This is a genomic window from Streptomyces sp. NPDC059696, from assembly GCF_042733745.1.
Lineage (GTDB): Bacteria > Actinomycetota > Actinomycetes > Streptomycetales > Streptomycetaceae > Streptomyces.
This window is the reverse complement of sequence record NZ_JBHWFG010000023.1, coordinates 78,914-105,187: the sequence shown is the minus strand read 5'-3', so window position 1 is coordinate 105,187 and position 26,274 is coordinate 78,914. Positions and strand designations below refer to the sequence as shown.

Below are 26,274 nucleotides of genomic sequence, written 5' to 3'. Positions count from 1 at the left end.
TGGGGTGGAAGCGGTGAACGACCCGCTCCCCTGCGAGCGACGGCCGCCGTCCGGAGCCCCTTCCGTACGCCGGTGCGACGGCCGTCCCGGGCCGGCCAGGCCCGTACGCTGGTGCGGCGGCACCTCGGGCCGGTCAGGTCCGTACGCCGGTGCGGCGGCCACCTCGGGCCGGTCAGGCGGTGCGCGCCGTGCCCGTGCCCTTCTCCGCGTCGAGCGCGTAGACGCAGCGGTCCTTGCTGCACGCGTACACCACCCCGTCCCGGACGACCGGGGAGCCGGTGATCTCGCCGCCGGTGGCGAGTTTCCAGCGGAGCCGGCCGTCGTCGGCCTTCAGGGTGTAGAGCAGGTGGTCGGTGGAGCCGAAGTGGATCCGGCCCTCGGCGACCGAGGGGGTGCCCACGATGTCGCCGCCCGCCTGGAAGCGCCACTTGGGCGTGCCGGTGACCGCGTCGAGGGTGTACAGGCCCTTGCCACTGCCCACGTGGACGTGGCCGGCGGCGACCAGGACCGGGTCGACGCAGGAGCGGGCCTCGGTGGCGATGCGCCAGCGGTCGCGGCCGTCGGTGGCGTCGAGGGCGTAGACCGTGCCGAGGTAGTCGGCGAGGTAGATGCCGCCGCCGGTGACGGCCGGGCCGGGGACGAAGGTGGGCGGGCAGAGGAACACGGCCGGGGCCTCGAAGTGCCACTTGACGTGCCCGGCGGCCACGTCGAGGGCGAGGACGCGGGTGCCGGCGCAGACGTAGACGTAGCCGTCGGTGGCCTGGGTGAGCCGGACCGGGACCCCGCCGCAGGAGGCCGTGTCGCCGATCGGGTACGACCAGCGCTCGTCGCCGGTGCGGGCGTCCAGGGCGCGCAGCCGGGCGTCCTGCCACACGTAGACCGTGCCGTCGTGCAGGGCGGGCCCGGCCTCGGGGGACTCGAAGTCGGTCTGGCAGCCGGTGATCTCCCACAGCTTCTGGCCGCTCGAGGCCTCCCAGCCCTGGACGCCGCCGCCGCGGGTGCCGGTGACGACGGTGCCGCGGCCGGCCTTGAGCGAGTAGACCCAGGCGTCGGTCTGCAGGCGCCACAGGTCGCCGCCCTCGCGGGCGTCGAGGGCGAAGAGCGTGGGTCCGTCGGAGGCGTGGATCCGGCCCTCCGCGACCGCCATGGACCAGGCGACGTCCCGGGTCTTGAAGCGGCGGCGGCCGGTGGCGACGTCCAGGGCGTGCACCTCGAAGGAGGTGACGTAGACCAGGTCGTCAGCGACGGAGGGGGTGCCCCAGACGTCGTTGGACATGCGGAAGCGCCAGGGCCGCCAGCCGCCCGCCTGCTCCGGCGGCGCGGTGGGGGCCGGTGCGGCGACGGCGGGGCCCACGGCGGGATCGGTGCCGTTGACGCCGGGGCGCGGCTTGGACCAGGAGGCGGCGAGGGCGGCCTCCGGGCGGGGTGCCGCGACGGCGGCGGCGCGCACGTCGGCGACGCGCGGGCCCGGGCCGATGGGCACCTGGGCGCCGGCCAGCCGGACGGGGCCGGTGTCGGGGCCGCCGGCCGGGGCGGCCACGGACCCGGCGGGCACGGGCGCCGGGACCACGGGGTCGTGCGCGGGCGGGGGCGGGATGGGGGCGGGGCCCGGCGCGGGGCCGGGGCGTCCGCCGCCGCTGCGGCCGGCGCTCGGGGCGGGCTTGCCGGCCGGGCGGCCGTTGCGGCGGGACTCGATCAGGCTCACGGCGCGCTCGGGCAGCCACGCGGAGGCCGTGCCGCTGTCGTCGGAGCCGGAGCCGAAGAGGTGGGGGGCCAGCTGCGCCTGGAGGTCGGCGGGGTTGGGGCGGGCCGTGGGGTCCATCTGCATACAGGACTCGATGAGCGGACGCAGTTCGTCCGGGAGCCCTTCGAGGTCCGGCCCCTCGCGCAGCAGCATGAAGACCGTCTCGACCGGGTTGGCGCCGTGGAAGGGCGGGTGACCGGTGGCGGCGAAGACCAGCATCGAGCCCAGGGAGAAGACGTCGCTGGCGCCGGTGACGCTGCGGGAGTCCTTCGCCTGCTCGGGTGACATGTAGGCGGGGGTGCCGACGGCGACGTTCGTCATCGTCAAACGCGTGTTCGACACGCCCGACGCGATGCCGAAGTCGATGACCCGGGGGCCGTCCTCCACCACGAGGACGTTCGACGGCTTGAGGTCGCGGTGCACCAGGCCCGCGCCGTGGATGGACTGGAGCGCCTCGGCCACGCCCGCCGCCAGCCAGCGCACCGCCTGGGCCGGCATCGGGCCGCAGTCGTTCACTATCTCCTCGAGGGAGGGCGCGGGGACGTAGGCGGTGGCCAGCCAGGGCACGGCGGCGCGCGGGTCGGCGTCCACGACGGCGGCCGTGTAGAAGCCGGAGACGGCGCGGGCCGCCTCCACCTCACGCGTGAAGCGGACCCGGAACAGCTGGTCCTCGGCCAGCTCCGTCCGGACGGTCTTGATCGCCACGCGCCGGCCCGACGCCGAACGCGCGAGATAGACCAGCCCCATGCCGCCGGCACCCAGCCGTCCCAGCACCTCGAACGGCCCGATCCGCCGCGGATCGTGCTGCGTCAGCTGATCCACCACTCTGCCTGCCACCTCCCCGTACGAGCCGCGCCGGGCCACATGTTCCACGCGACCTTCGTGCAGCGTCTCACCACCGCACCGCCATGGCGGCACGCACCCTGATTCTTCCTGGCCGGAGCCCTGGTGGCGAACCCGCTGACAATTGGGATGTCTCGGCACGGAAGCGATCAAAAGTTGACCAAACCATGCCTGCTCAGCGGCGCAACAGCGCGAACGACGCCCCCTGATTGTCGGTGACGACGGCCACCTCTCCGTACGAGGTCTCGAAGGGCGGGGCCTGGACCCGGCCGCCGAGCCGCCGCACGTCCTCCAGGGCGGCCGATACGTCCTCGACGGCGAAGTGCACGAGGAAGTGGGGCGGCATCCGCTCGGAGAAGACGTCCGTGACGGCGGCCCGGCCGAAGTCGGGCTCGGCGTCCGGCCCGAACAGGGCCTCCCGGAAGAGGTCGCCGTAGAAGGCGTTGGCCGCCTCGGGGTCCCGGGCGTACAGCTCGACCCAGGCGAAGGTGCCCGGCTCGTGCCGTGTGCCGAAGCCGGGGTGGTCCTCCGGCTGCCACAGGGCGAAGACGGCGCCCTCGGGGTCGGTGACGAGCGCCGTGACGCCCAGCTCACCGGCCGGCACCGGCGCCGAGACGACCTGTCCGCCCGCGTCCCGGACGCGCCGGGCCAGGGCCGGGGCGTCCGGGGTCGCGAAGTACACCGTCCAGACGCTGGGCAGCCGTCCGTCCACCTTGCGGGCCAGGGCGGCCACCGGTTCGCCGTCCTTCAGCGCCTGCGCGAAGGAGCCGAACCAGTCCTCGAAGGTCCACCCGAAAAGTTCACCGTAGAACCGCTTGCCCGCCTCGACGTCCGGGAGCTGCGCGTCCACCCAGCAGGGGACGCCCTCTCCGTACACCGATGCCCTGTTTTCGGCCATGTCGACAACGTAACCGCGACGGCCGCACCCCGCAGACCAGGCACACCAGCCCCTGTACTCCCTCGCACCCCATTTGCAGTCGGCCGAATCGCGCCCCGATCACGCCTCGGTAAGCTGACGGCATGACAGGACAAGTGCGTACCGTCGACGGCCGCGTGGCCGGCCGGCGTGGGCAGGCGACCCGGCAGAAGCTGCTCGACTGCCTCAGCGAGATGCTCAGCTCCTCCCCGTACCGGGACGTCAAGGTCATCGATGTCGCCCGGAAGGCGGGCACTTCGCCCGCGACCTTCTACCAGTACTTCCCGGACGTCGAGGGAGCCGTACTGGAGATCGCCGAGCAAGTGGCGACCGAGGGCGCCGCGTTGACGGAGCTCCTGGAGGGCCGTTCCTGGGCCGGCAAGGCCGGCTGGCAGACGGCTCAGGAACTCGTCGACGGATTCCTGGAGTTCTGGCGCAAGAACGACGCCATCCTCCGGGTCGTCGATCTGGGCGCCGCCGAGGGCGACAAGCGCTTCTACAAACTCCGGATGAAGATCCTCAACTCGGTGAACAACTCCCTCGCGGACGCCGTCGCCGAGCTCCAGGCCAAGGGACGGGTCGACAAGGACGTGAACCCGGCGGCCGTCGCCGGCTCTCTGGTCGCCATGCTCGCGGCGGTCGCCTCCCACCAGAAGGGCTTCTCCTCCTGGGGCGTGAAGCAGGCCGAACTGAAACCGAACCTCGCCCTGTTGGTGCACCTCGGCGTGACCGGCCGGAAGCCGACGAAGTAACGCCGGGCGGCGGCCCCTCGCGCACCTGAGTCCTGTCTGGCAGGCGGTGGTCCACCCCGGTGGGCCACCGCCTGTCGCGCTGTGCCGCCCGTCACTTCCTCACGTCCTCGGGACGAGCCGGAACACCCTGATCTCCCGCTCCACCCGCGCCTGGTAGGCGGCGTACGGCGGCCAGAACGCCAGCAGCGCCCGCCACGCCGCCGCCCGCTCCTCCCCCGCCAGCAGCACGGCCGTGACCGGGACGTCCCGGCCCTTCCAGCTGATCTCCGCGTCGGGATGCGCGAGGAGGTTGTGGCTCCAGGCGGGGTGCCCGGGGCGCCCGAAGTTGGACCCGACGAGGATCCAGCGGCGCCCGTCGTCCTCCGGCATGCAGGCCAGGGGCGTACGGCGGGGCAGCCCGCTCCGCGCCCCGGTCGAGGTCAGCACCACTCCGGGCAGCATCCGGGCACTCAGCAGCACCCGCCCGCCGGTGAGCCGGTGGACGGCCCGGTCGAGGGCGGGCACCACGTGCGGCGCCACCCGCGCGAAGCCCCTGGTCGACGACACCTTCTGCACCACACGGGCACCTCTCATGTGCCGGCCTCCTCGAAGACGTGGGCCGCGTCGGCCGCGTGCGCCCGCAGCCGGTGCACCGGCCCGAACAGCAGCTCGTCGCCCGCGGCGCGCTTGAAGTACAGATGGGCCTCGTGCTCCCAGGTGAATCCGATGCCGCCGTGCAGCTGGATCCCCTCAGCGGCGGCGCCGCGCAGCGCGTCGAGCGCCTGGGCGAGGGCCAGGGCACCGACCGTCTCCCCGGGGGCCGGGGCGGCGGCGCTCCAGGCCGCGTAGTACGCCGCGGAGCGGGCCGCCTGGACCTGGACGTAGGCGTCGGCCAGCCGGTGCTTGACGGCCTGGAAGGAGCCGACCGGCCGGCCGAACTGCTCGCGCTGTCCGGCGTACTCGACCGTCCGCTCCAGCACCCGGGCGGCGGCGCCCACCGCCTCGACCGCGAGGCAGGCGGCGGCGGTGTCCCCGAGCCGGGCGAGGGCGGTCAGGACGTCGGCCGTCTCCTCGCCCAGCAACTCCGCCGAAGTGTCTCGCAGTTGGACGCGGCCCTGGGGGCGGGTCGCGTCGAGTGCGGTCTGCCGCACCCGGGTGAGACCGTCGGCGTCCCCGCGCACGAGGAAGAGCAGCACCCGGGAGCGGGCGAACCCCCCGGTGTGCGCGGCCACGACGAGCAGCCCGGCGCTGTGCCCGTCGAGCACCTGGTCCACCTGCCCGTACACCCGCCAGCCGTCCTGCGTCCGCCGGGCCTGGACGCCCCCGGCCCGGCCCCCGCCGGCCCAGCGGCCGTGCCGGTCGTGGCCGGTGAGCGCGAGGGCGGTGGCGAGGGCGGGCCCCGGTACGGCGAGGGCCGCGGTGAGTGCGCCGGAGGCGATGCGCGGCAGCAGTGCGGCGCGCTGGGCTCCGGTGCCGAGGGCGAGCAGCAGCGGGGCAGCGAGGACGGCGGTGGCGAGCAGGGGGGTGGGGGCGAGGACCCGGCCGGTCTCCTCGCAGGCCAGGGCCAGTTCGGTCGGGGTGCAGCCGGTGCCGCCGTAGGTGTCGGGGAGGGCCAGTGCGGGCAGGCCGAGGTGTCCGGCGAGGGTGGCCCACAGGGCGGGGTCGTACCCGGCCGGGGTGTCGACGGCGGCCCGCAGCTCCTGTGGACCGCACCGCTTGGCCAGCAGTTCGCGCAGGGTGCGGCGGATCTCGTCCTGTTCGTCGGTGAAGCGGGCGTCCATGGGCACCTCTCTCCGCAAGCACCTTCCGCCATATCTGACGGCCCGTCATATTAGGCCGGCGGGACGGGGAAGCCCAGAGCCCTGCCGCACCGGCCCCTATCTGATGTACCGTCAGATTTATGGTGGTGGCCCGGAGGAAGGTGGCCGTCGTCGGCGTGGCCCTCTCGGACTGCGGCCGCGTGGACGACGCGACCCCGTACGCCCTGCACGCCCAGGCGGCCCGGCGCGCCCTGGCCGACGCCGGCCTGGACCGGTCGGTGATCGACGGCTTCGCCTCGGCGGGCCTCGGCACCCTGGCGCCCGTGGAGGTCGCCGAGTACCTGGGCCTGCGCCCCACCTGGGTCGACTCCACCTCCGTGGGCGGCAGCACCTGGGAGGTCATGGCGGCCCACGCGGCGGACGCGATCGCGGCCGGGCACGCCCGCGCGGTGCTGCTCGTCTACGGCTCGACGGCCCGCGCCGACGTCCGGGCCGGCCGCCGCACCGGGACCCTGTCCTTCGGCACGCGCGGCCCCCTGCAGTTCGAAGTCCCCTACGGCCACACCCTGATCGCCAAGTACGCCATGGCGGCCCGCCGTCACATGATCGAGTACGGCACGGCCATCGAGCAGCTGGCCCAGGTCGCGGTACAGGCCCGGGCCAACGCGGCCCTCAACCCGGAGGCGATGTTCCGCACGCCGGTCACGGTCGACGAGGTCCTGGCCGGGCCCATGATCGCGGACCCCTTCACCAAGCTGCACTGCTGCGTGCGCAGCGACGGCGGGGCGGCGGTGCTGCTGGTGGCGCAGGAGTACGTACGGGACTGCCGCACCTCCCCGGTGTGGGTGCTGGGGAGCGGCGAGTCCGTCTCGCACGCGGCGATGTCCGAGTGGCCCGACTTCACGGTGACACCGGCGGCGGTGAGCGGGCGGCTCGCCTTCGAACGGGCCGGGGTACGGCCGTCGGAGATCGACTTCGCCGAGATCTACGACGCGTTCACCTACATGACCCTGGTGACGCTGGAGGACCTGGGCTTCTGTGCCAAGGGCGAGGGCGGGGCGTTCGTGGAGAAGGGGCGGCTGCGGGTGGAGGGCGGAGAGCTGCCCGTGAACACCGACGGGGGCGGTCTGTCGGCGCAGCATCCCGGGATGCGGGGGCTGTTCCTGCTGGTGGAGGCGGTGCGGCAGCTGCGCGGGGAGTGCGGGGAGCGGCAGGTGCGGCGGGCCGGCGGATCGCTGCCGCGGCTGGCGGTGGCGTCGGGGACGGGGGGCTGGTTCTGCTCGTCCGGGACGGTGGTGCTGGGGGCGGGCTGAGCGGCCCGCGCCGCCGGGGCGAGCCGCGCCGCTCCCGGACCGCACGCGCCGCGAGCAGGAGCCGCTCCGCACCCGCACCACACGCGCCGCAAGCAGGAGCCGCTCCGCACCCGCACCACACGCGCCGCAAGCAGGAGCCGCTCCGCACCCGCACCGCACGCGTCGCGAGGGGGTGCCGCCCTCCTCCCTCGCCTTCGCAGGCGACCGGTGACAATCGAGGCATGGCAACCGATCTTCACGAGCTGCTGAGGTCACTGCGGGTCTGGGACCCGAAGGTCACCGACCTGCCCTCCTTCGACCCGGCCACCGCTCCGGCCGCGCCCCTGCCCCTGTTCACCGAGTGGTTCGCGGCGGCGGTGGCGGCCGGCCAGACCGAGCCGCACACCATGTCGCTGGCAACGTCGGACGAGTCGGGCCTGCCCGACGTGCGGATCGTGATGCTGCACGGTGCGGACGCCGACGGCTGGTCCTTCGCGTCACACGCCGGCAGCCGCAAGGGCCGGCAGCTCGCGGGCCGCCCGTACGCCGCGCTCGGCTTCTACTGGCCGGTGCTGGGCCGCCAGGTCCGGGTCCGCGGCCCGGTGACCGCGGCTCCGTCCGAGGACGCCCAGGGCGACCTGCACGCCCGGTCGACGGGTGCGCTGGCTGCGGCGCTGACCGGGCGGCAGAGCGAGGTCCTGCCCTCCCTGGACGATCTGGTCCGGGCCTCGGAGTCGGCGTGGGAACGGGCGTCCCGCGAGCCGGAGGCACCGGTGCCGTCCTGGACGCTGTACCGGCTGCGGGCCGATGAGGTGGAGTTCTTCCAGGGCGACGAGCGCCGCCGCCACGTCCGGCTCCGCTACCGGCGGGAGGAGGAGCGGGACGGGGACGGGTGGTCGCGGGAGCTGCTGTGGCCGTGAGGCCGAACCGGGCCGCCGGACCGCCGGGCCCGGGCGCGCGCCGCAGAGCAGGTGGGGGCGCGGTGGGCGAGTCGTCGTCGCGGGTGCGGTGCCGGTACGAGACCGGGTGACGGTGCGGGTCACAGCCGGGGCTTGGTCTCCCAGCGGGGGCCCATGTCGGGGGTGGCGGTTCCCGCAAGTTCCGTGACCAGGCGGTGCACTCGCGTCAGATCGTGCAGCAGCGCCCGCGTCTGGTTCGGCGGTATGTCCGCCCGCCGGGCGATGTGGTCCAGGAGCACGGCATCGCCGTTGCGCTCCGCCTGCGCCGCCGACACCGCTTGGAACACGCGCTCGTGCTCCTGGGTGTACTCCTGGCGCTCGCCGTCGACGAACGTCCGTTCCGGGCCCACCGCCGCCGGGTCCTTGATCGGCTCCTCCGCCAGATCACCGGTGCGCCACTGCTGCTTGCCGCGGTGCTGCGCCGCGATCCGTTCGTCGTGCGTCTCGCCGTGGCGCAGATGCGTGCGCTGCTTGGAGGCGCCCGTGGTCTCGTTGCGGGCGCTGGGGCTCTCGCCGGCGGCCGCCGCCTCACGGGCCGCGGCCCGGCGCTGCTCCTCGTTGCCTTCCATCTTCTTGCCGGCCATGGTTCTCTCCCGTCCTCGTGCTCCGCCGTTCCTTGCGTTCGCGTCAGCCGTCCAGTTCCTCCTGGATGGGCGGCTTCGGCGCGTCCCGCAGATGCTGGGACTGGCCCGGCCTGCCGCCCTTGCGTGCCTGCTCGGCGCGCTGTGCGGGACTCAGGCCGAGGTCGGAGGCGGGGTCCACTCGCACCGACCGAGCCACCTCGTCCTTGTTCGCGTACTCGTCCGGCGGGATGGCGCGCAGCGCCGCGACGACCTCCTCCGATCCGCCGCTCGCCCTGCGGGCGGCCTCCACCAGTTCGTCCTTGGTCGCCGGGAAGTCGACGTCCTTCAGGGCGTCCACGACCTCCCGGGCACTCGTGTGGTGTGCCATGGCTTGCTCTCTGTTCCGGTGGGTGGGTCCGAGGCCGCCGAGTACCCTGGCACCGCTCACCCTTGCGTACTTTTTCCCTTTTTCCGCTCTGGTGGCGCGCCTGGCCCCGGTGGTGGGCCTGGCCCCTGGTGGCGAGCCTGGCCCTGGTGGCGAGCGTGGCTCCGGTGGCGTGTGGCGCGGGCGGCTTGGTCGCGGCGGCACAGGCCGGACGGGGCGCGGACGGGGGCGACGGGTGCCGAGTCGGTGGAGCCGCCGGCGCTGACGCGGGACGGCCCGGGCGCCCGTGTATCGCTGCCGGGTTTCGGCGAAGGCGGCCGCGGTGCCGGAGTCCTGCGTTTCGGCAGGCCCCGTCGGCTCACCTGCCGCTGTCCTCGGCGAGCGTGTACGCCACCAGCGCGTTGGCGTGGCCGTGCCCCAGGCCGTGTTCGGTCTTGAGCCAGGCGACGAGCTCCATGTGCCGGGTCAGCGGGGAACTGCGGATCAGCTCCTGCCAGTCGGCGATCGGCCGGCCGTACTTCTTCTCGATGGAGGGGAAGTAGCCGGCGGGGCCCTTCACGGGTGCGGTCATCTCGGGCGGTCCCTTCTCTGCACTGCGGTGGCGCTTCGGTCACGGGGTGGGACCGGTGGTGCGGGCGGGACTGATCGGCCGAGCGGGGTGATGCGCGTCACATCACGGTCGTGCGCTCTCCTGAGGGTCCGGCGGCTCCGGGTCCGTGGCCAGGCGGGCGTGCAGATGGGCGTCCCGGAAGGCGTCGTGCCGGTCCTCCTGGAAGATCGCGCCGCGCAGGGTGCCCTCGTGGAGGAACCCGCACCGCTCGGCGATCCGGCACGACGCGTCGTGGCCGACCGCGTGGTCCAGCTCCAACCGGTGCAGGCCCAGTTCCGTGAGGGCCCAGCGCGCGGCGAGCAGGAGGGCGCGGGTGGCGACGCCCTGGCCACGGGCCTCCGGCAGGACCCAGTAGCCGACCCGGGCGACCTTCAGGTGGTACTTGATCTCGTTGACGCCGATGTGCCCCAGCGGGGCGTCGCTGCGCGCGTCCGCGACCCGGAACGACACCGACGTCCCTTCCAGGGCACTCTGCGCCCGCGCGAGCAGGGACTCCCGCGCACCGGCCCGGTCGGTGACCGGTCGCAGCGGGGTGTTCCACCGCCGGAACTCCGGATCGCGCAGTCCGCGCAGCCACGTGTCGACGTCGGCGCCCGACCCCGCGTCCCAGGGGCGCAGGCGGAGGCCGCGGCCGTGCAGCTCCGGGTGGGGGCCGGTCAGGGACTGGTCGCGTATGGGGGCCATGGGGCCCATTCAATCCCCCGGGGCGCGATCCGGGACGCGGTGGCGGGAAGAAGTCCACCCGTCACCGGGGCACCGGCCGGAACACCGGTATCCCCTCCCGGAACACCACGTCCAGGTGAGCCCCGTCCGACAGCCCGGGATCGTCACCGGCTCCGCTTCCCTCCGCCCCCACGATCTCGGTCATCATCCGCGGCCCCTCCGCCAGCCGGACCACGGCCGCGACGTACGGGACACGGTCCCGGAAGGGCGGCAGGTCGTTGCGGTGGACGACGGACCAGGTGTAGAGCGTGGCGCGGCCGCTCGCCGTCTCCCACGTCACGTCCTCGCTCCAGCAGTGGGGGCAGAACTCGCGCGGGTAGTGGTGGGCCCGGCCGCACGCCCCGCAGCGGCGGATCAGCAGCCTGCCCTCGGCGGCCGCGTCCCAGTACGTCCGGGTGAAGGCGTCGGGCTCGGGCAGGTCGAAGCGGCCGGTCACAGGAACAGCCCCAGCGCGCTGTCCAGGGACCACGTCTGCCAGGACATGCCGAACAGCCCGACCACCGACGTCAGCGCCATCATCGTGTTCTGCCCCTGCTCGGCGACGTCGTGGACCATGAGCGTGAAGTAGAGCGCGTTGAGCAGGAGGCCTGCGGTCAGGGCGAGGGGGGTGAGGAAGCCGGTGATCAGGCCCAGCCCGAGGGCGAGTTCCGCGTAGACGACGACGTACGCCATCACGCGCGGGCGGGGCGCCACGACCGCCTCGAAGCCCGAACGGACCGCTCTCCAGCGGTGCTCGGCGGCTATTCCGGCGGCCCAGGCGATGCCGGCGCCCCGCGCGAACCAGGCCTCGCGGTCCTTGTGCCGCCAGCTCTCCAGCCACCACAGCCCGAGCCCGATCCGCAGCACGGCCAGCCATTCCGCCCCGGTGAGCCAGATCGCGTCCATGCGATCTGACGGTACGTCAGTTACGCGGATGCGCAAGCCCCCTGCCGTCACCCGCCCAAAGGAGCCGAAGGGCCTCCCCGGCCACCCGGCCCCGCCAGGAACGATCACCGCACCGCCACAACCGGGCCCGCCGGCCACGGGCCCCGCCCCCTCCCCCTATAGGCGTGATCATTCCGTAACCAATTCCGGTCTTGACCGAGACCCATCAAGCAGTCCCGTGATTACGCTCGCGCTCATGGCCGACTCCACACCCCCCACACACGCCTCCGCACAGCCCCCACCCGACCGCCCCGTCTACGTCATCGGCGGCGGCCCCGGCGGGCTGTCCGTGGCGTACGCGCTGCGCGCCCGGGGCGTCCGGGCCGTCGTCCTGGAGAAGTCCGACCGCGTCGGGGCGTCCTGGCGCCGCCACTACGACCGGCTGCACCTGCACACCACCCGCCGCCTGTCCGCCCTGCCCGGACTGCCGATGCCGCGCCGGTTCGGTCGGTGGGTGTCCCGGGACGACGTGGTCCGCTACCTGGAGAAGTACGCCGAGCACCACCGTCTGGAGATCGTCACCGGCGTCGAGGTGACCCGTGTCGAGCGCGCCCCCGACGGCACGGGCTGGCTGCTGCACGCCACCGGCGGCCGCGAACTGACCGGCGCGGCGGTGGTCGTCGCCACCGGCTGCAACCACACCCCGCACGTGCCGGACTGGCCCGGGCGCTCCGCCTACACCGGCGCGTTCCTGCACGCCGGTGAGTACCGCAGCGGCAAGCCCTACGCGGGCCGGGACGTCCTCGTCGTCGGGGTGGGCAACACCGGCGCCGAGATCGCCGTCGACCTGGTGGAGAGCGGCGCCTCACGGGTCCGGCTCGCCGTGCGCACCGTCCCCCACATCGTCCGCCGTTCGACCGCCGGCTGGGCCGCCCAGTACAGCGGCGTCCTCGTACGCCGGCTGCCGGTCGGCCTGGTCGACCGGATCTCGCGGGTGCAGGCCAAGGTGGCCGTGCCCGACCTGTCCGCCCACGGGCTGCCGCGTCCCGACACCGGCCTGTACACGCGGGTGAGACAGGGGGCGATCCCCGTGCAGGACGTCGGCCTGATCGACGCCGTGCGCAAGGGCAGGGTGGAGGTCGTGGCCGCCGTGGAGGGCTTCGAGGACGGCGGCAAGGTCGCCCTGGCCGACGGCAGCCGGATCTCCCCGGAGGTGGTGATCGCCGCCACGGGCTACGTCCGCGCCCTGGAGGACCTCGTCGGGCACCTCGGTGTGCTCGACGACCGCGGCAGGCCCGTCACCCACGGCGCCCGCAGCCCGAAGGCCGCCCCGGGCCTGTACTTCACCGGCTTCACCAACCCGATCAGCGGCAACCTCCGCGAGATGGCGCTGGACGCGGTGAAGATCGCGAAGGCCGTGGCACGGAACCACGCGGGAGGCGTGTCCCGGCTGCCGGGCTGAGCCCCGCCTCGCGCCCGGCCCGGCGCACCGCCGGGCGGGCGCCCGGACCCGCCCCCCACACGGGTCGCCGTTTTCGACAACTTCGTTCGCCCGCACCGTTCCTGACGTCACATCAGTTCAGTAATCTGACAAGGCGTCAGTTGGCTGCTGTCTCACAGGAGCGGGCGGAAACGATGCTTGGATCGACCCACGGCACCCTCACCACCGACTCCCGCCGGACCCGGGCCATCGCCTGTGGCGAGCGGTCCGGCCCGGCCGTGCACGGCAGACCGGCCCAGGCGGGCGACCTGGACGTCAGCGGACGGCCGCTGCACGCCGGCGTACCCGATCTGGACCGCTTCTTCCACCCCCGCTCCGTCGCCGTGGTCGGCGCCTCGGACGCCGAGGGCCGCCCGAACACCGGCATCACGCGGCAACTGGCCGACTGGGCGGAGCGGGTCGGCGCCCGGCTGCACCCGGTGCATCCCAGTCGGCCGGCCGTCTTCGGCATCCCCTGCTCCCCTTCCGTCGCCGCCCTGCCCGAGCAGGTCGATCTCGCCGTGGTGCTGGTCGGCGACCCCCTGCCGGTGATCGAGGAACTGGCCGACGCCAAGGCGCGGTTCGCGGTCGTCTTCGCGTCCGGGTTCGCGGAGACCGGCCCCGAGGGCGAGGCCGCCCAGCGCCGGCTGGCCGCCGCCGTGGAGCAGTCCGGGATGCGGCTGCTGGGTCCCAACACCAACCTCAACGCCTTCGAGCGGTTCCGCGAGGACCTCCAGGGCCCGGCGATCGCGCTGATCACCCAGTCCGGGCACCAGGGCCGCCCCGTCTTCGCCCTCCAGGAACTCGGCATCCGCCTGTCCCACTGGGCCCCCACCGGCAACGAGGCCGACCTGGACAGCGCCGACTTCCTGTCCTACTTCGCCGAGCAGCCCGAGGTCGGCGCCATCGCCTGCTACCTCGAAGGACTCAAGGACGGCCGTGCCTTCCTGCTCGCCGCCGACCGGGCCGCCCGGCGCGGGGTGCCGGTCGTCGCCGTCAAGGTGGGCCGCACCGAGACCGGCGCCCGCACGGCCGCCTCCCACACCGGCACACTGACCGGCGCGGACGCGGTGGTGGACGCGGCGCTGCGCCAGTACGGCGTGATCCGCGTCGACGGACTCGACGAACTCCAGGACACCGCCGCCCTCCTGGCCCGGGCCCGGCCGCCGCGGGCCGACGGCGTCGTCGTCTACTCCATCTCCGGCGGCACGGGCGCGCACGTCGCCGACCTGGCGACCGCGACGGGCCTGAAGCTGCCGGTCCTGTCCGAGGCGAAACAGACCGAGCTGCACCAGTGGATCCCCGCGTACCTGTCCGTCGCCAACCCGGTCGACAACGGCGGGCACCCGGTCGGGGACGAACGCGGCCGGAAGATCATCGACGCGATTCTCGCCGACCCTGCCGTGGGCGTGCTGATCTGCCCGGTCACCGGGCCGTTCCCGCCGCTCAGCGACCGGCTCGTGCGGGACCTGGTGGACGCGGCCGAGCAGACCGACAAGCTCGTCTGCGTGGTGTGGGGGTCGCCGGTCGGCACCGAGCCCGCCTACCGCGAGGTCCTGCTCGGCTCCTCCCGGGTGGCCACCTTCCGCACGGTCGGCAACTGCCTCACCGCCGTCCGCGCCCACCTCGACCACCACCGCTTCACGGCCGCCTACCGCTCCCCCTTCGACGAGGCCCCACGCACCCTCTCGCCGTCCTACCGCAAGGCACAGGCCCTGATGCACCCGGGCGGACAGCTCAGCGAGCACGCGGCGAAGCAGCTGCTGCGGGCGTACGGCATCCGGGTGCCGCGCGAGCAGCTGGTGACCAGCGCGGCGGCGGCCGTCCGGGCGGCCGGGCTCGTGGGCTACCCGGTGGTGATGAAGGCCTCCGGCGCCCGGATCGCCCACAAGACGGAGCTGGGGCTGGTGAAGATCGGGCTGACCTCGGCCAGCCAGGTCCGCGACGCCTACCGCGAGCTGACCGACATCGCCCGCTACGAGGACGTCGCCCTGGACGGCGTCCTGGTGTGCCAGATGGTCGAACAGGGCGTGGAGATGGTCATCGGTGTCGCCCACGACGACCTGTTCGGCCCGACCGTGACCGTCGGGCTCGGCGGTGTACTGGTCGAGGTGCTGCGGGACACGGCGGTGGGGGTGCCGCCCTTCGGGGAGGAGCAGGCACGGGACATGCTCGCCGGGCTGCGCGGCCGGGCCCTGCTCGACGGGGTGCGGGGGCGGCCGCCGGCGGACCTGGACGCGCTGGTCGAGGTCGTCCTGCGGGTGCAGCGCATGGCCCTGGAACTCGACGACCAGCTGGCGGAACTGGACATCAACCCGCTGATGGTGCTGCCGCAGGGTCAGGGCGCCGTGGCACTGGACGCGCTGGCGGTGTGCCGCTGATGCCGGGGCCCGCGGTGCTGCACACGACCACGGACCAGGTCCTCACCGTCACCCTCAACCGGCCCGAGAGCCTCAACGCCCTGACGCCCGGGCAGCGCGAGGAGGTCATCGGGCTGCTGTCGCAGGCGTCGGCCACGGCGGAGGTACGGGCCGTGGTGATCACGGGGGCGGGGCGCGGCTTCTGCGCCGGGGCGGACCTCCGGGGTGCCGGCACTCCCGGCGAACGCCTCGCGGGCGACGTCGCCCGCACCCTGCGCACCGGGGCCCAGCGTCTGATCGCCGCCGTGCTCGACTGCGAGAAGCCGGTGATCGCGGCGGTGAACGGCACGGCGGCCGGCCTCGGCGCGCACCTCGCGTTCGCCTGCGACCTGGTCCTCGCGGCCGCATCCGCCCGTTTCATCGAGGTGTTCGTACGCCGTGGGCTGGTCCCCGACGGGGGCGGTGCCTTTCTCCTCCCCCGCCTCGTCGGCCCGCAGCGCGCGAAGGAGCTGATGTTCTTCGGCGACGCGCTCACCGCCCCGGACGCCGAACGTCTCGGGCTGGTCAACCGGGTCGTACGGGACGACGAACTGGAGAAGACGGCGCATGCCTGGGCCGAGCGCCTCGCCGGCGGCCCCACCCGCGCTCTCGCCCTGACCAAGCAGCTCGTCAACGCCTCCCTCGACACCGACCGCGCCGGCGCCTTCGCCGCCGAGGCCGCGGCGCAGGAGATCAACATGACGACGGCGGACGCGCAGGAGGGCGTGCGGAGCTTCGTGGAGCGGCGGAGCCCGGAGTTCAGGGGCCGCTGACCCTTCCTATCTGACGGTACGTCAGCTTCAATGACGGGGTGATGGGACAAGCAGGGATGGCGGAGGCCGCCGTCCGCTACCTCAGGTCGGTCCGCACCGCCGCCCCGGAGCCCGTCGAGCCGCTGCCCCGCCCCGAGTTGAGGTGCGTCGGCGCCGACGAACGCGCTCCCCTGGACGCCCGGGAGTTCCGCAGGGTCCTCGGGAACTTCGCCACGGGCGTGGCCGTGATCACGGCACCCCCGGCCTCCGACGGCGGCTCCCCCGCCGGTTTCGCCTGCCAGTCCTTCACCTCCCTCTCCCTCGACCCGCCGCTGGTCGCCTTCATGGTGGGCCGCACGTCGACGACCTGGCCGCACATCGCCCGCGCCGGGGTGTTCTGCGTCAACGTCCTGGCAGCGGACCAGGGCGAGTTGTGCCGGGCCTTCGCGGTGAGCGGCGCGGACAAGTTCGCCGGGGTGGCGTACGACGCGGCGCCGGTGTCGGGCGCTCCACGGCTGTCGGGCGCCGTCGCCTGGATCGACTGCACGATCCACGCCGTCCACACCGGCGGCGACCACCTCATCGTGGTCGGCCGCGTCCACACCCTCGGCACGGGCACCACCCCGGACGGCCCCCTCCTGTTCCACCAGGGGCGGTTCACCCGGCTGTCGCCGTCGTAGGGCTCACACCGCCGTCAGCCGCCACAGCGACATGATCGCGAGGCCATGCCGGGTGTCATCGACTCACCGTTCGAGGCAGTGCGGCAGCTCCCTTCAGAATAGGGCGACCGGCCGGAGCGTTCCGGCTGAACCGGGAGAGCGGAGCCATGCACACCGAGGACGGCGCGGAGGAGCCCGCTGAGCACGCGCGATACGCCGGGTATCTGGCCGAGCTGGAACAGGCCGCCGACGGTGACGAGACCGGGCTGGTGGGACGGGTCCTCACCGATCCGGACCAGGTGATGGCCCAGGCCGCCGTGGTGCGGCACCTCGATCGCCGCGCAGCGGAGCTCTGGCCCGAACCCGTCTGGCAGGAGTGGGCCGTGGCCATGGCCCGGGCGGTGGGGGGCCGGCCCTTTCTGCTGCGGCGTCTGGAGGAGTGGGCGCTGTTCCGGTCCGTGGCGCTCGGGCTGCCCTGGCGTCGGGACGACCTGCTGGCCGCCTCCGACTGGCTCCAGCTGAGGACCGCGGCCGGGGCGAGCCCCGAGGCCCTCGGCGTCCTCGCCGAGCGCGGGCGGACGAAGCGGATCCGCAGCACTGCCCGGGCGGGCCTCGCACGGCTGAACCGCGCCTGACGGCCGCCGGGTTCAGGCCGCCGTCACGAGCAGCGGCCGGCGCCGGATCACCAGGGCCATCAGGGCCGCCGCCGCGCACAGGGCACCGGAGGCGTACCAGACGACGTCGTACGTGCCGAACGTGTCGCGCGCGACACCGCCCAGGAAGGCGACGAGAGCCGCTCCGATCTGGTGGGAGGCCAGGACCCAGCCGAAGACGATCGCGCTGTCCTCTCCGTACTGCTCGCGGCACAGGGCGAGGGTGGGCGGGACCGTGGCGACCCAGTCGAGGCCGTAGAAGACGATGAAGAAGACCATCGGAAGGTGGACCGCGGGGCCCAGCAGGAGCGGGAGGAACATCAGCGAGACGCCCCGCAGCGCGTAGTACACCGCCAGCAGGCGGCGCGGCTCGAAGCGGTCCGTGAACCAGCCGGAGGCGATCGTGCCGACGACGTCGAAGATCCCGATGACCGCGAGCAGGGACGCGGCGGCCCGGACGGGCATGTGGTGGTCGTGGGCGGCGGGGATGAAGTGCGTCTGGATCAGGCCGTTGGTGGACGCGCCGCAGATCGCGAAGGTGCCGGCGAGCAGCCAGAACGGGCCGGTGCGCACGGCGGACAGCAGCACGGTCACGGCCCGGCGGGCGGCGCCGGGGACGGGCGGCGGCTTCGGCACGAACGCGGTGGCGCCGTACGGCTTCTGGCCCACGTCCGCCGGGTGGTCGTGCAGCAGGAGCCACACGAACGGCACGACCGCGAGGGCGGCGAGCGCGACCGTCACGGCCGCCGGGCGCCAGTCGTAGCGGTCGATGATCCAGGACAGCAGGGGCAGGAAGATCAGCTGGCCGGAGGCCGAGGCGGCGGTGAGGATGCCGCTGACGAGGCCACGCCGCTGGGTGAACCAGCGGTTGGTGACGGTCGCCGCGAAGGCCAGCGCCATGGAGCCGGAGCCGAGGCCCACCAGCAGCCCCCAGCACAGCATCAGCTGCCAGGCCGCGGTCATCCACACGGTGAGCCAGGACCCGGCGGCGATCACCGTCAGGGCGACCGCGACGACCCGGCGGATGCCGAAGCGGTCCATCAGGGCCGCCGCGAACGGGGCCGTCAGACCGTACAGCGCGAGATTCACCGAGACGGCGGCGCCGATCGTGCCGCGCGACCAGTCGAACTCGGCGTGCAGCGGGTCGATGAGCAGGCCCGGCACGGAACGGAAGGCGGCGGCACCGATGATCGTCACGAAGGTCACGGCGGCGACGAACCAGGCGCGGTGCACGCGCGCCCGGGTCGGCTTCGGCGGCTGCTGGACGGACGCTGCTTCGGTTGTCTGGGTCACGACATAGAGCTTCCGGCCTGCGCCGCGCTCCATCGAGTGGCCCGAAGGACAGCATTCGCTAGGATCGGGCCATGCACCCTGCCCCGGAGTTCCGCCCGCACCGCGTGGTCGTCCTCGCCCTCGACGGGCTGCTCCCCTTCGAACTGGGCATCCCGCACCGCATCTTCGGCCGCCCCCGGGACGCCCAGGGACGCCTGCTGTACGACGTCGTCACCTGCTCCGTCCGCCCGCCGGGCCCGGTGCGGACCGACGCCGACTTCGCCGTCCAGGTCGAGCACGGCCCCGAGGCCCTGGCCACCGCCGACACGGTGATCGTCCCGGCGTCGTACGAACTGGGCCCGGTCTTCGAGCAGGGCGTGCTCACCGGCGAACTGGCCGCCGCCCTCGCGCACATCCGCCCGGGCACCCGGCTCGCCTCGATCTGCACCGGCGTCTACGTCCTCGCCGCCGCCGGTCTCCTCGACGGCCGGCCGGCCACCACGCACTGGGCCGACGCCGACCGCCTCCAGCGCCTGTTCCCGCGGATCGAGGTCGACCCCGACGTCCTGTTCATCGACGACGGCGACGTGCTGACCTCCGCCGGTGTCGCGGCCGGCATCGACCTGTGCCTGCACATGGTGCGCCGCGACCACGGCACGGCGGTCGCCAACGACGTGGCCCGCCGCACGGTGGTACCGCCGCACCGCGACGGCGGTCAGGCGCAGTACATCCACCGGCCCGTGCCCGATCCGCAGCAGGCGACCACGACCTCGGCGCGCGCCTGGGCCCTGGGCCGTCTCCACGAGCCGATCCAGCTGCGGGACATGGCCGCCCAGGAGTCCATGTCCGTACGCACCTTCACCCGCCGCTTCCGTGAGGAGACCGGCGTCAGCCCCGGCCAGTGGCTCACCCAGCAGCGCGTGGAGCGGGCCCGCCACCTCCTGGAGTCCACCGACCGCTCCGTCGACCAGGTGGCCCGGGACGCGGGCTTCGGCACGGCCCAGTCGATGCGCCAGCACCTCCAGTCGGCCCTCGGGGTCACCCCCACCGCCTACCGGCGCACGTTCCGGGCGGAGAACGACCCCGCCGGCGCCGTCAGAACGTGAGCACCGCCCGCGCCACCCGCCCCGCCTCCGCGTCGGCGGCCGCCTTCTCGAAGTCCTCCACCGGGTAGGTCCGGGTGACCAGTTCGTCGAGCAGGAGGCACCCCCGGCGGTACAGCCCGGCGTACAGGGCGATGTCCCGCTGGGGGCGGGAGGAGCCGTAGCGGCAGCCCAGGACGGACTTGTCGAGGTACAGGGAGGAGACGCGGAAGGACGCCTCGGCCGTGGCGGGCGGGACCCCGAGCAGGACGGCCTGGCCGTGCCGGTCCAGCGCGTCGATCGCCTGGCGGATCAGCTCCACGCGGCCGACGCACTCGAAGGCGTGGTCCACGCCCGTGGGCAGGAGGTCGCGCACGCCCTCGGCCGAGGGGAGGAAGTCGGTCGCGCCGAACCGCCGCGCCGCCTCCTCCTTGGCCGGGTTGGCGTCGACGGCGACGATCCGCCCGGCGCCCGCCAGCCGGGCCCCCTGGAGCACGTTCAGGCCGATGCCGCCCGTGCCGATGACCAGGACGCTGTCGCCGCGGTCCACCCGCGCCCGGTTCAGCACGGCGCCCACGCCCGTCAGCACCCCGCACCCGATGAGCGCCGCCGACGTCATCGGCACGTCGCCGGGGATCGGGACCGCCTGCACGGCCTTGACCACCGTGCGTTCGGCGAACGCCGAGTTGGACGCGAACTGGTGCACCGGCGAGCCGCCGTGGCGGAACGGCCGGCCCGGGCGTCCGATGGCCCGCCGGCACATGGTGGGCCGTCCACGGTCGCAGTCCGCGCACGTACCGCAGTTCGCCAGGGTGGACAGCGCCACATGGTCACCGGGCGCGACATGGGTGACGCCCCCACCCACCGCCTCCACGACCCCGGCCCCCTCATGGCCCAGCACCACGGGAACGGGGAAGGGTATGGTCCCGTCCACCACCGACAGATCGCTGTGGCACAGCCCGGCCGCCGCGATCGCCACCCGCACCTCGCCCGGCCCCGGCTCCCGCACCTCCAGGTCCCTCACGACCCGGACCTGCTTCCCGTCGAAGATCACGCCTCGCATCACACGGCCCCCTTGGGCTCCCTGGGCAGACCGAGCACGCGCTCGGCGATGATCGTGCGCTGGATCTGGTCCGAGCCGCCGTAGATCGTGTCGGCCCGCGAGAACAGGAACAGGTGCTGGGCGGCGTCCAGTGCGTACGGCTCGGAGGCCGACCAGTCGCCGGGACCCACGGCCGCCTCCGCGCCCCGCACCAGCACCGCCAGTTCCCCGAGCCGCTGGTGCCAGCCGGCCCACAGCAGCTTGGCCACGCTCGGGGCGCCCGCGTCAGCCGAACCCCCCAGGGTGCGCAGGGCGTTCCAGCGCATCGTGCGCAGCTCGGCCCACTGCCACACGAGCCGTTCCCGTACGACGGGGTCCCGCACCGCGCCCGACTCCACGGCCGCCCGCACCACCGCGCCCAGTTCCCCGGCGAAGCAGATCTGCTGGGCCAGCGTGGACACTCCGCGTTCGAAGCCGAGCAGGCTCATGGCGACGCGCCAGCCGTCGCCCGCCCCGCCGACGACGTGCTCCGCGCGGGCGCCGTCGAAGAAGACCTCGTTGAAGTCGCTGGTGCCGGTCATCTGGCGGATGGGGCGGACCTCGATGCGGCCGGGCTGGTCCATGGGCACGAGCAGGAAGCTCAGCCCGTGGTGCCGCGCCGAGCCGGGCTCGGTCCTGGCCAGCACGAAACACCAGTCCGCCAGGTGTGCGAGCGACGTCCAGATCTTCTGCCCGGTGACGCGGTACGTACGGCCGTCCGGCTCGCGCACGGCCGCGGTACGGATCCCGGCCAGATCGGATCCGGCGCCGGGTTCGCTGTAGCCCTGGCACCAGAGTTCGTCACCGGCGGCGATCGGCGGGAGGAACCGGGACTTCTGCTCGTCGCTGCCGTGGGCGAGGAGCGTGGGCGCGAGCAGGTTCTCCCCGATGTGCCCGGACCGCGGCGGCGCCCCCGACCGCGCGTACTCCTCGGCCCAGACGACCTGCTGGGTGAGGGTGGCCCGGCGGTTCCCGTAACCGTCCTCGCCCCACCCGAGCCCGATCCACCCGGCCGCGCCGAGGGTGCGTTCCCAAGTGCGGCGGTCCTGAGCATCCTTGGCATGCGCCATCAACCAGTCGCGCGCCTCGGCGCGAAAGTCCTCATCCTCTTGCCCGAACCCGAACTCCACGCTCGACCGCCTCAGATTGGCCACGTCTTTGCACAGGGGCAGCGGGGCGACCCCCTCAGGGGCGCGGGGAACCGCCCGACCAGCCACACCCCACCCGCACCCGCACCCGCCACACAGCCCCCCGAGCTATTGGGCGTTCGGCCGCTCCCCCCGAGCCGCCGCCCTCTCCATCTCCCGCACCCGCTCCAGCATCGGCATCGGATCCACCCCCACCGAGCCGGGCAGGAACTGAGCGATCCCCTCCACGGTCCACCCGCCGGAGGCGTACGCGGCCCGCAGCTCCCTCGGCTGCGCCCACACCGCGATCTTCGCCCCAGCGACCGTGTAAACCTGCCCGGTGATCCCCTCCCGGGAGGCCGCGTCGGACAGCAGGTACACCACCAGCGCGGCGACGTCCTCCGGCTCCCCGATCTCCGCCAGTTCCGTCGGCACCCCCGCCGACATCCGGGTCCGCGCGACCGGCGCCACCGCGTTCGCGGTCACCCCGTACTTGTGCAGCCCGAGCGCCGCGCTGCGCACCAGCGAGATGATCCCGCCCTTCGCCGCGCTGTAGTTGGCCTGCGACACCGACCCCTGGTGGTTGCCGCTGGTGAAGCCGATCAGCGTCCCGGAGCGCTGCCCGCGCATCACCGCCGAGGCCGCCCGGAACACCGTGAACGTGCCCTTCAGGTGCGTCGCGACGACCGGGTCCCACTCCTCCTCGGTCATGTTGAACAGCATCCGCTCCCGCAGGATCCCGGCCACGCAGACGACCCCGTCCAGCCGCCCGTAGCACGCCAGCGCCACGTCGACGACCCGTTGCCCGCCCGCCATCGTGGAGATGTCGTCGGCGACGGCCACCGCCTCCCCGCCCGCCGCCTCGATCTCCTTGACGACGGCCTCGGCGACCTCGCTCGCCGGTGAGGCACCGTCGACGGCGACCCCGTAGTCGTTGACGACGACCTTCGCCCCCTCGGCCGCCGCGGCGCGCGCGACCGCCCGGCCGATGCCGCGCCCGGCACCCGTGACGGCGACGACCTTGCCTGCCAAGAAGTTCCCCACGCCCGGCCCCTTCCCGTCCCACGGTTTCTGACGGACCGTTAGATTGTCGGTTCCCGAATTCTACGACCCGTCAGATACGGGAAGACAAGCCCCGGGGAGGACTCATGTCGCTGCCGGACGCGTTCCACGACATCGCCAAGCGCGTGAACAACTGGGGGCGTTGGGGTGCCGACGACGAGATCGGCACACTGAACCTGATCACCGACGAGGTCGTCCGGGAGGCGGCGGCGGCCGTCCGCACCGGCCTCCGCGTCCCGCTGGCCCTGCCCCTCCAGCAGGACGGCGTGCAGACCGGAGCGATCCCCGGCCGCGTCAACCCCCTGCACACCATGGTGCAGATCAACCAGGAGGTCTTCGGGCCGGGCACGGTCGCGTGCAGCGACGACATCGTGACCATGGGACTCCAGGCGGCCACCCACTGGGACGCGCTGCCCCACGTCTCGCACTCGGGCCGGCTCTACAACGGCCGCCCGGCGCACACCGTCACCCCGCACGGCGGCGCCGGCTTCAGCGGCATCGGCACGGTGCGGCACGTCGTCTCACGGGGAGTGCTGCTGGACGTCGCCCGGGCCCGGGCCACCGAGCGGCTCGACGGCGGGTACGCCGTCACGCCCGAGGATCTGGACGCCGCGGAGGAACTGGCCGGCACCCGGGTGCGGGCCGGTGACGTCGTGCTCGTGCGGACCGGGCAGATCCGGAGCCTCCTGGCCGGGGACCGGCACGGCTACGCGTATCCGTCGCCGGGGCTGTCGATCCGTACGCCGGAGTGGTTCCACGCGCGCGACGTCGCGGCCGTCGCCAACGACACCCTGACCTTCGAGGTGTTCCCGCCGGAGGTGGAGGACCTCTGGCTGCCGGTGCACGCGCTCCACCTCGTGGAGATGGGCATGCCACAGGGCCAGAACTGGAATCTCGAAAAGTTGTCCACAGCCTGTGGAGAAGCGGGCCGGTACGCGTTCCTGCTGACGGCGACCCCCGAGCCGTTCACCGGGGCGACCGGCTCACCGGTGGCACCCGTCGCCGTCCTGTAGACGGCCCCGCGGACCGGCGGGCGGCGGGACTCGTCGCCGCACCGGGCCGCCACCGCCGCAGCTGGATGGCGGCGCCGCGCTGCTCGCCCCGAGCACGGCAGCGCGCGCCGCCACCCGACTCCGGCGCTCCCGCCCCGGCTCCCCGACCCTGAAGGGAGCCGACGCCGAATCACGACTCACACTCGCCGAGGGCTGCCGTCCACCGAAGCCCTCGTCGTCCCCTCTCGGCGAATCGCTGCCCCCAAGCGTGAGCAAGCGGTCACGAGCCGTCAACAGCCTTTCGGGGAAATGCCGCTTCTGCGGCTTTTGCCGGAGGCGCGCACGGAAGCACGTCCCGGCGCATCGCCGCATGCCCTGCCGGAACCCGCCGACGTCATGCACCCGTGCCCCGGCCCCGCCGCACGCACCCGCGGCATGTGCCGCCGCACACCGCGACCGGCGGACGCGGGCGACGAGCGGGGCCCCTACACCGCCTCGTACGCCAGCCCCTCGTAGGCCGCTCCGCCGCCGTACGCCGCCGCGCCACCGCACGGGGTCGTGAGATCGCGGGACTTCGGGCAGCGGTCCAGTTCGCACCAGATGCGCTTGCCGGTGGCCTCGACGCTCCATCCCCAGCGGTCGGCGAGGCCGTCGACGAGCGCCAAGCCCCGTCCGCCGGTCGCGTCGTCACCGGCGCACCGGGGCACGGGGGCCCGGCCGCTGCGGTCCGCGACCTCGAGACGGACGGTGGCCTCCTCCGTCACCACGGGAGGCAGGGACAGCCGCAGGACAGCGGCACGGCCGGTGTGCACGACGGCGTTGGTGACGAGCTCGGACACGAGCAGGATCAGCGTCTCGGCGAGGGGTTCATCGGCCTGTATGCCGGACCCGGCCAGGCGGGAGCGGGCCCACCGCCGGGCTCGCCCCACTTCTGCGGGGTCGGGCCGGATCTCCAGCTGCACTTGAAGCACCTGCACCGCTCACACCATCCGAACCGGCGGACACTTAGGCTCGCGCCTCACGAGGGCCACGATCGTAGCCATTTTCTGCATGGCCAGAACAACGGCCGGGACGAGGATCACGGAACGTGAATCCCTTGTGGGACAGCATGGTTGACGTACAGTCACGTCAACAAGCGCTTCGGGCATATTCCAGCGCGAAGGAGTACCTGTGCGGCATACTGTGCGACGCTCGCCGCGGGCAGTCGAACAGGCGGCGCCACGGGGTCGCACTGCGCTCGGAGCCACTCGCATCTGACACAAGGTACCGGAGCCGGCAATCGACTCCAGGCCGTAACGAGTCACACTGAGGACACAAGCCGATATCAACGCTCCGTGATGCCGCTGTGCCACGATCCGTGACATCTCCCGGAGGGCGTACGGCGACACCGCAGCCAGACGGCCCGTCAGACCGTTTCGGACGCCAGAGCCGCCGCGAGCAGCTCCTCACTCACCGTCACACCGCCCGCACGCTGGGTTCGAACCCATGCGCGTTTCAGATGCAGATGGACCTCGGACTCCCAGGTGAAGCCCATGCCGCCGTGCACCTGGAGACAGTCGCGGGCGCCGCGCACGGCGGCCTCGTCGGCGAGGAGCCGGGCCGCCGCGATGTCGGCCGGGTCGCCGGTGACGGCGGCGGCGTAGACCGCGGCGCGGGCCGTCTCGGTCCGGACCAGGATCCCGGCGCACAGGTGTGCCACCGCCTGGAAGGCCCCGACGGGCCGGCCGAACTGCTCGCGCACCCGGGCGTGTTGCGCCGCGAGTTCGCAGACGCGGGCGGCCGTGCCGAGTTGCTCGGCCGCGGTGAGCAGGATCGCGACGGGGTCGGGCGCGGGGCGGCGGGCGGGTACGCGGTGCAGGGGCGTCAGCGGGTCGACCGAGCGCAGGGGCACGGCCCCGGCGGCGTCCCCGCGGACGACGTCCGCCTCCGTCAGCCATTCCACGAGCCCGCCGTCCACGGCCGCCACGACCGTCTCCCCGGTGGCCGCGCCCGGTACGGCTCCGGCCGCGAGGTGGGTGGCGACGAGCGGCCCGGGCAGCAGCGCCCGCCCGGCCTCCTCGAACACCAACACGGCCTCCGGCAGCCCGAGTCCGACCCCGCCCTCCGCCTCCGGCAGCCGCAGAGCGAAGAACCCGAGCTCCCCGAGCCCCCGCCACAGCCCCCGATCCACCCGCGGCCCCCCACCCCCACGCCCGGCAGCACCACCGCCGTCGCCACCACCACGGCCGATCACCCGCCCCGCACTCGCTCTGTCGTCACCCTCCGCAACCACACGCCTCACACCGACCCCGTCACCACCACCTGCAACCTCACGCCTCACACCGG

26 protein-coding genes are annotated in these 26,274 nt (G+C 73.8%); 10 read left to right on the top strand and 16 right to left on the bottom strand.

The window, feature by feature from the left end:
- Positions 1–172: 172 nt before the first annotated feature.
- Together ACFV20_RS24495 and ACFV20_RS24490 are read right to left on the bottom strand one after the other, a co-directional pair.
- On the bottom strand, positions 173–2,569 hold the full coding sequence (locus tag ACFV20_RS24495; protein WP_385659701.1) for a PQQ-binding-like beta-propeller repeat protein: 2,397 nt from the start codon (positions 2,567–2,569) through the stop codon (positions 173–175).
- A gap of 193 nt (positions 2,570–2,762) precedes the next feature.
- Positions 2,763–3,485: a VOC family protein gene (locus ACFV20_RS24490; RefSeq protein WP_385659699.1), complete on the bottom strand. Its 723-nt coding sequence runs from the start codon at positions 3,483–3,485 to the stop codon at positions 2,763–2,765.
- A gap of 122 nt (positions 3,486–3,607) precedes the next feature.
- Between ACFV20_RS24490 and ACFV20_RS24485 the strand changes: the two genes are divergently transcribed.
- Complete coding sequence (locus ACFV20_RS24485) at positions 3,608–4,255, top strand: TetR family transcriptional regulator (protein ID WP_385659698.1); 648 nt, start codon at positions 3,608–3,610, stop codon at positions 4,253–4,255.
- A gap of 99 nt (positions 4,256–4,354) precedes the next feature.
- Here ACFV20_RS24485 and ACFV20_RS24480 read toward each other — a convergent pair whose 3' ends face one another.
- A complete protein-coding gene (locus ACFV20_RS24480) occupies positions 4,355–4,828 on the bottom strand; it encodes a nitroreductase/quinone reductase family protein (RefSeq protein WP_385659697.1) in 474 nt (157 codons plus the stop codon).
- Positions 4,825–6,015, bottom strand: a complete 1,191-nt coding sequence (locus ACFV20_RS24475) for an acyl-CoA dehydrogenase family protein (protein ID WP_385659695.1) — start codon at positions 6,013–6,015, stop codon at positions 4,825–4,827. The genes ACFV20_RS24480 and ACFV20_RS24475 overlap by 4 nt, the downstream gene beginning before the upstream one ends.
- Before the next feature lie 119 nt (positions 6,016–6,134).
- Here ACFV20_RS24475 and ACFV20_RS24470 point away from each other — a divergent pair, with 119 nt between their 5' ends.
- Together ACFV20_RS24470 and ACFV20_RS24465 are read left to right on the top strand one after the other, a co-directional pair.
- A complete protein-coding gene (locus ACFV20_RS24470) occupies positions 6,135–7,307 on the top strand; it encodes an acetyl-CoA acetyltransferase (RefSeq protein ID WP_385659693.1) in 1,173 nt (390 codons plus the stop codon).
- Positions 7,308–7,528: 221 nt separating this feature from the next.
- The gene (locus tag ACFV20_RS24465; RefSeq protein ID WP_385659692.1) at positions 7,529–8,206 is read left to right on the top strand and encodes a pyridoxal 5'-phosphate synthase; all 678 of its coding nucleotides are present in this window, start codon (positions 7,529–7,531) and stop codon (positions 8,204–8,206) included.
- 119 nt (positions 8,207–8,325) lie between these two features.
- On the opposite strand, the gene ACFV20_RS24460 is transcribed toward ACFV20_RS24465, so the two are convergent.
- The 6 genes from ACFV20_RS24460 to ACFV20_RS24435 form a co-directional block, all read right to left on the bottom strand.
- Positions 8,326–8,829 (bottom strand): hypothetical protein, encoded by a 504-nt coding sequence (locus ACFV20_RS24460; protein WP_385659690.1) that lies wholly within the window; start codon positions 8,827–8,829, stop codon positions 8,326–8,328.
- Between the two features lie 43 nt (positions 8,830–8,872).
- Positions 8,873–9,196 (bottom strand): DUF2795 domain-containing protein, encoded by a 324-nt coding sequence (locus tag ACFV20_RS24455; RefSeq protein WP_385659689.1) that lies wholly within the window; start codon positions 9,194–9,196, stop codon positions 8,873–8,875.
- Between the two features lie 355 nt (positions 9,197–9,551).
- Positions 9,552–9,764: a DUF4287 domain-containing protein gene (locus ACFV20_RS24450; RefSeq protein WP_385659688.1), complete on the bottom strand. Its 213-nt coding sequence runs from the start codon at positions 9,762–9,764 to the stop codon at positions 9,552–9,554.
- 102 nt (positions 9,765–9,866) lie between these two features.
- Entirely contained in the window at positions 9,867–10,487 is a 621-nt protein-coding gene (locus ACFV20_RS24445; RefSeq protein ID WP_385659686.1) for a GNAT family N-acetyltransferase, read from the bottom strand.
- A gap of 61 nt (positions 10,488–10,548) precedes the next feature.
- Positions 10,549–10,962 carry a Zn-ribbon domain-containing OB-fold protein gene (locus tag ACFV20_RS24440; RefSeq protein WP_385659684.1) on the bottom strand — a complete coding sequence of 138 codons (414 nt, stop codon included), beginning with the start codon at positions 10,960–10,962 and terminating at the stop codon, positions 10,549–10,551.
- A complete protein-coding gene (locus ACFV20_RS24435; RefSeq protein WP_385659682.1) occupies positions 10,959–11,411 on the bottom strand; it encodes a DoxX family protein in 453 nt (150 codons plus the stop codon). Before ACFV20_RS24435 ends, ACFV20_RS24440 begins: the two co-directional genes overlap by 4 nt.
- Positions 11,412–11,646: 235 nt before the next feature.
- On the opposite strand from ACFV20_RS24435, the gene ACFV20_RS24430 reads away from it, so the two are divergent.
- The 5 genes from ACFV20_RS24430 to ACFV20_RS24410 all read left to right on the top strand — a co-directional run bounded on the left by ACFV20_RS24430 (position 11,647) and on the right by ACFV20_RS24410 (position 17,315).
- Entirely contained in the window at positions 11,647–12,852 is a 1,206-nt protein-coding gene (locus ACFV20_RS24430; protein ID WP_385659681.1) for a flavin-containing monooxygenase, read from the top strand.
- Positions 12,853–13,025: 173 nt separating this feature from the next.
- On the top strand, positions 13,026–15,251 hold the full coding sequence (locus tag ACFV20_RS24425; RefSeq protein WP_385659679.1) for an acetate--CoA ligase family protein: 2,226 nt from the start codon (positions 13,026–13,028) through the stop codon (positions 15,249–15,251).
- Positions 15,251–16,042 carry an enoyl-CoA hydratase/isomerase family protein gene (locus ACFV20_RS24420; protein ID WP_385659678.1) on the top strand — a complete coding sequence of 264 codons (792 nt, stop codon included), beginning with the start codon at positions 15,251–15,253 and terminating at the stop codon, positions 16,040–16,042. Before ACFV20_RS24425 ends, ACFV20_RS24420 begins: the two co-directional genes overlap by 1 nt.
- Positions 16,043–16,083: 41 nt before the next feature.
- Positions 16,084–16,701, top strand: a complete 618-nt coding sequence (locus ACFV20_RS24415; RefSeq protein ID WP_385659677.1) for a flavin reductase family protein — start codon at positions 16,084–16,086, stop codon at positions 16,699–16,701.
- A 146-nt stretch (positions 16,702–16,847) separates the two neighbouring features.
- Positions 16,848–17,315: a hypothetical protein gene (locus ACFV20_RS24410; RefSeq protein ID WP_385659675.1), complete on the top strand. Its 468-nt coding sequence runs from the start codon at positions 16,848–16,850 to the stop codon at positions 17,313–17,315.
- A 12-nt stretch (positions 17,316–17,327) separates the two neighbouring features.
- Here ACFV20_RS24410 and ACFV20_RS24405 read toward each other — a convergent pair whose 3' ends face one another.
- Positions 17,328–18,626 (bottom strand): MFS transporter, encoded by a 1,299-nt coding sequence (locus ACFV20_RS24405; RefSeq protein WP_385659674.1) that lies wholly within the window; start codon positions 18,624–18,626, stop codon positions 17,328–17,330.
- Positions 18,627–18,697: 71 nt separating this feature from the next.
- Between ACFV20_RS24405 and ACFV20_RS24400 the strand changes: the two genes are divergently transcribed.
- A complete protein-coding gene (locus ACFV20_RS24400; protein ID WP_385659673.1) occupies positions 18,698–19,711 on the top strand; it encodes a GlxA family transcriptional regulator in 1,014 nt (337 codons plus the stop codon).
- Here ACFV20_RS24400 and ACFV20_RS24395 read toward each other — a convergent pair.
- From ACFV20_RS24395 to ACFV20_RS24385, 3 genes are all read right to left on the bottom strand, one after another.
- Positions 19,701–20,750, bottom strand: coding sequence for a Zn-dependent alcohol dehydrogenase (locus ACFV20_RS24395; protein WP_385659671.1), 1,050 nt, complete (start codon positions 20,748–20,750; stop codon positions 19,701–19,703). The two genes, ACFV20_RS24400 and ACFV20_RS24395, sit on opposite strands and share 11 nt — an antisense overlap.
- Positions 20,750–21,898, bottom strand: coding sequence for an acyl-CoA dehydrogenase family protein (locus tag ACFV20_RS24390; protein WP_385659670.1), 1,149 nt, complete (start codon positions 21,896–21,898; stop codon positions 20,750–20,752). Before ACFV20_RS24390 ends, ACFV20_RS24395 begins: the two co-directional genes overlap by 1 nt.
- A gap of 126 nt (positions 21,899–22,024) precedes the next feature.
- Positions 22,025–22,939, bottom strand: a complete 915-nt coding sequence (locus ACFV20_RS24385) for an SDR family NAD(P)-dependent oxidoreductase (protein WP_385659669.1) — start codon at positions 22,937–22,939, stop codon at positions 22,025–22,027.
- A gap of 104 nt (positions 22,940–23,043) precedes the next feature.
- On the opposite strand from ACFV20_RS24385, the gene ACFV20_RS24380 reads away from it, so the two are divergent.
- Complete coding sequence (locus tag ACFV20_RS24380; protein ID WP_385659668.1) at positions 23,044–23,970, top strand: cyclase family protein; 927 nt, start codon at positions 23,044–23,046, stop codon at positions 23,968–23,970.
- A gap of 464 nt (positions 23,971–24,434) precedes the next feature.
- On the opposite strand, the gene ACFV20_RS24375 is transcribed toward ACFV20_RS24380, so the two are convergent.
- Both ACFV20_RS24375 and ACFV20_RS24370 read right to left on the bottom strand, forming a co-directional pair.
- Positions 24,435–24,911 (bottom strand): ATP-binding protein, encoded by a 477-nt coding sequence (locus ACFV20_RS24375; RefSeq protein WP_385659745.1) that lies wholly within the window; start codon positions 24,909–24,911, stop codon positions 24,435–24,437.
- A gap of 443 nt (positions 24,912–25,354) precedes the next feature.
- Entirely contained in the window at positions 25,355–26,179 is an 825-nt protein-coding gene (locus ACFV20_RS24370) for an acyl-CoA dehydrogenase family protein (protein ID WP_385659743.1), read from the bottom strand.
- Positions 26,180–26,274: the final 95 nt, after the last annotated feature.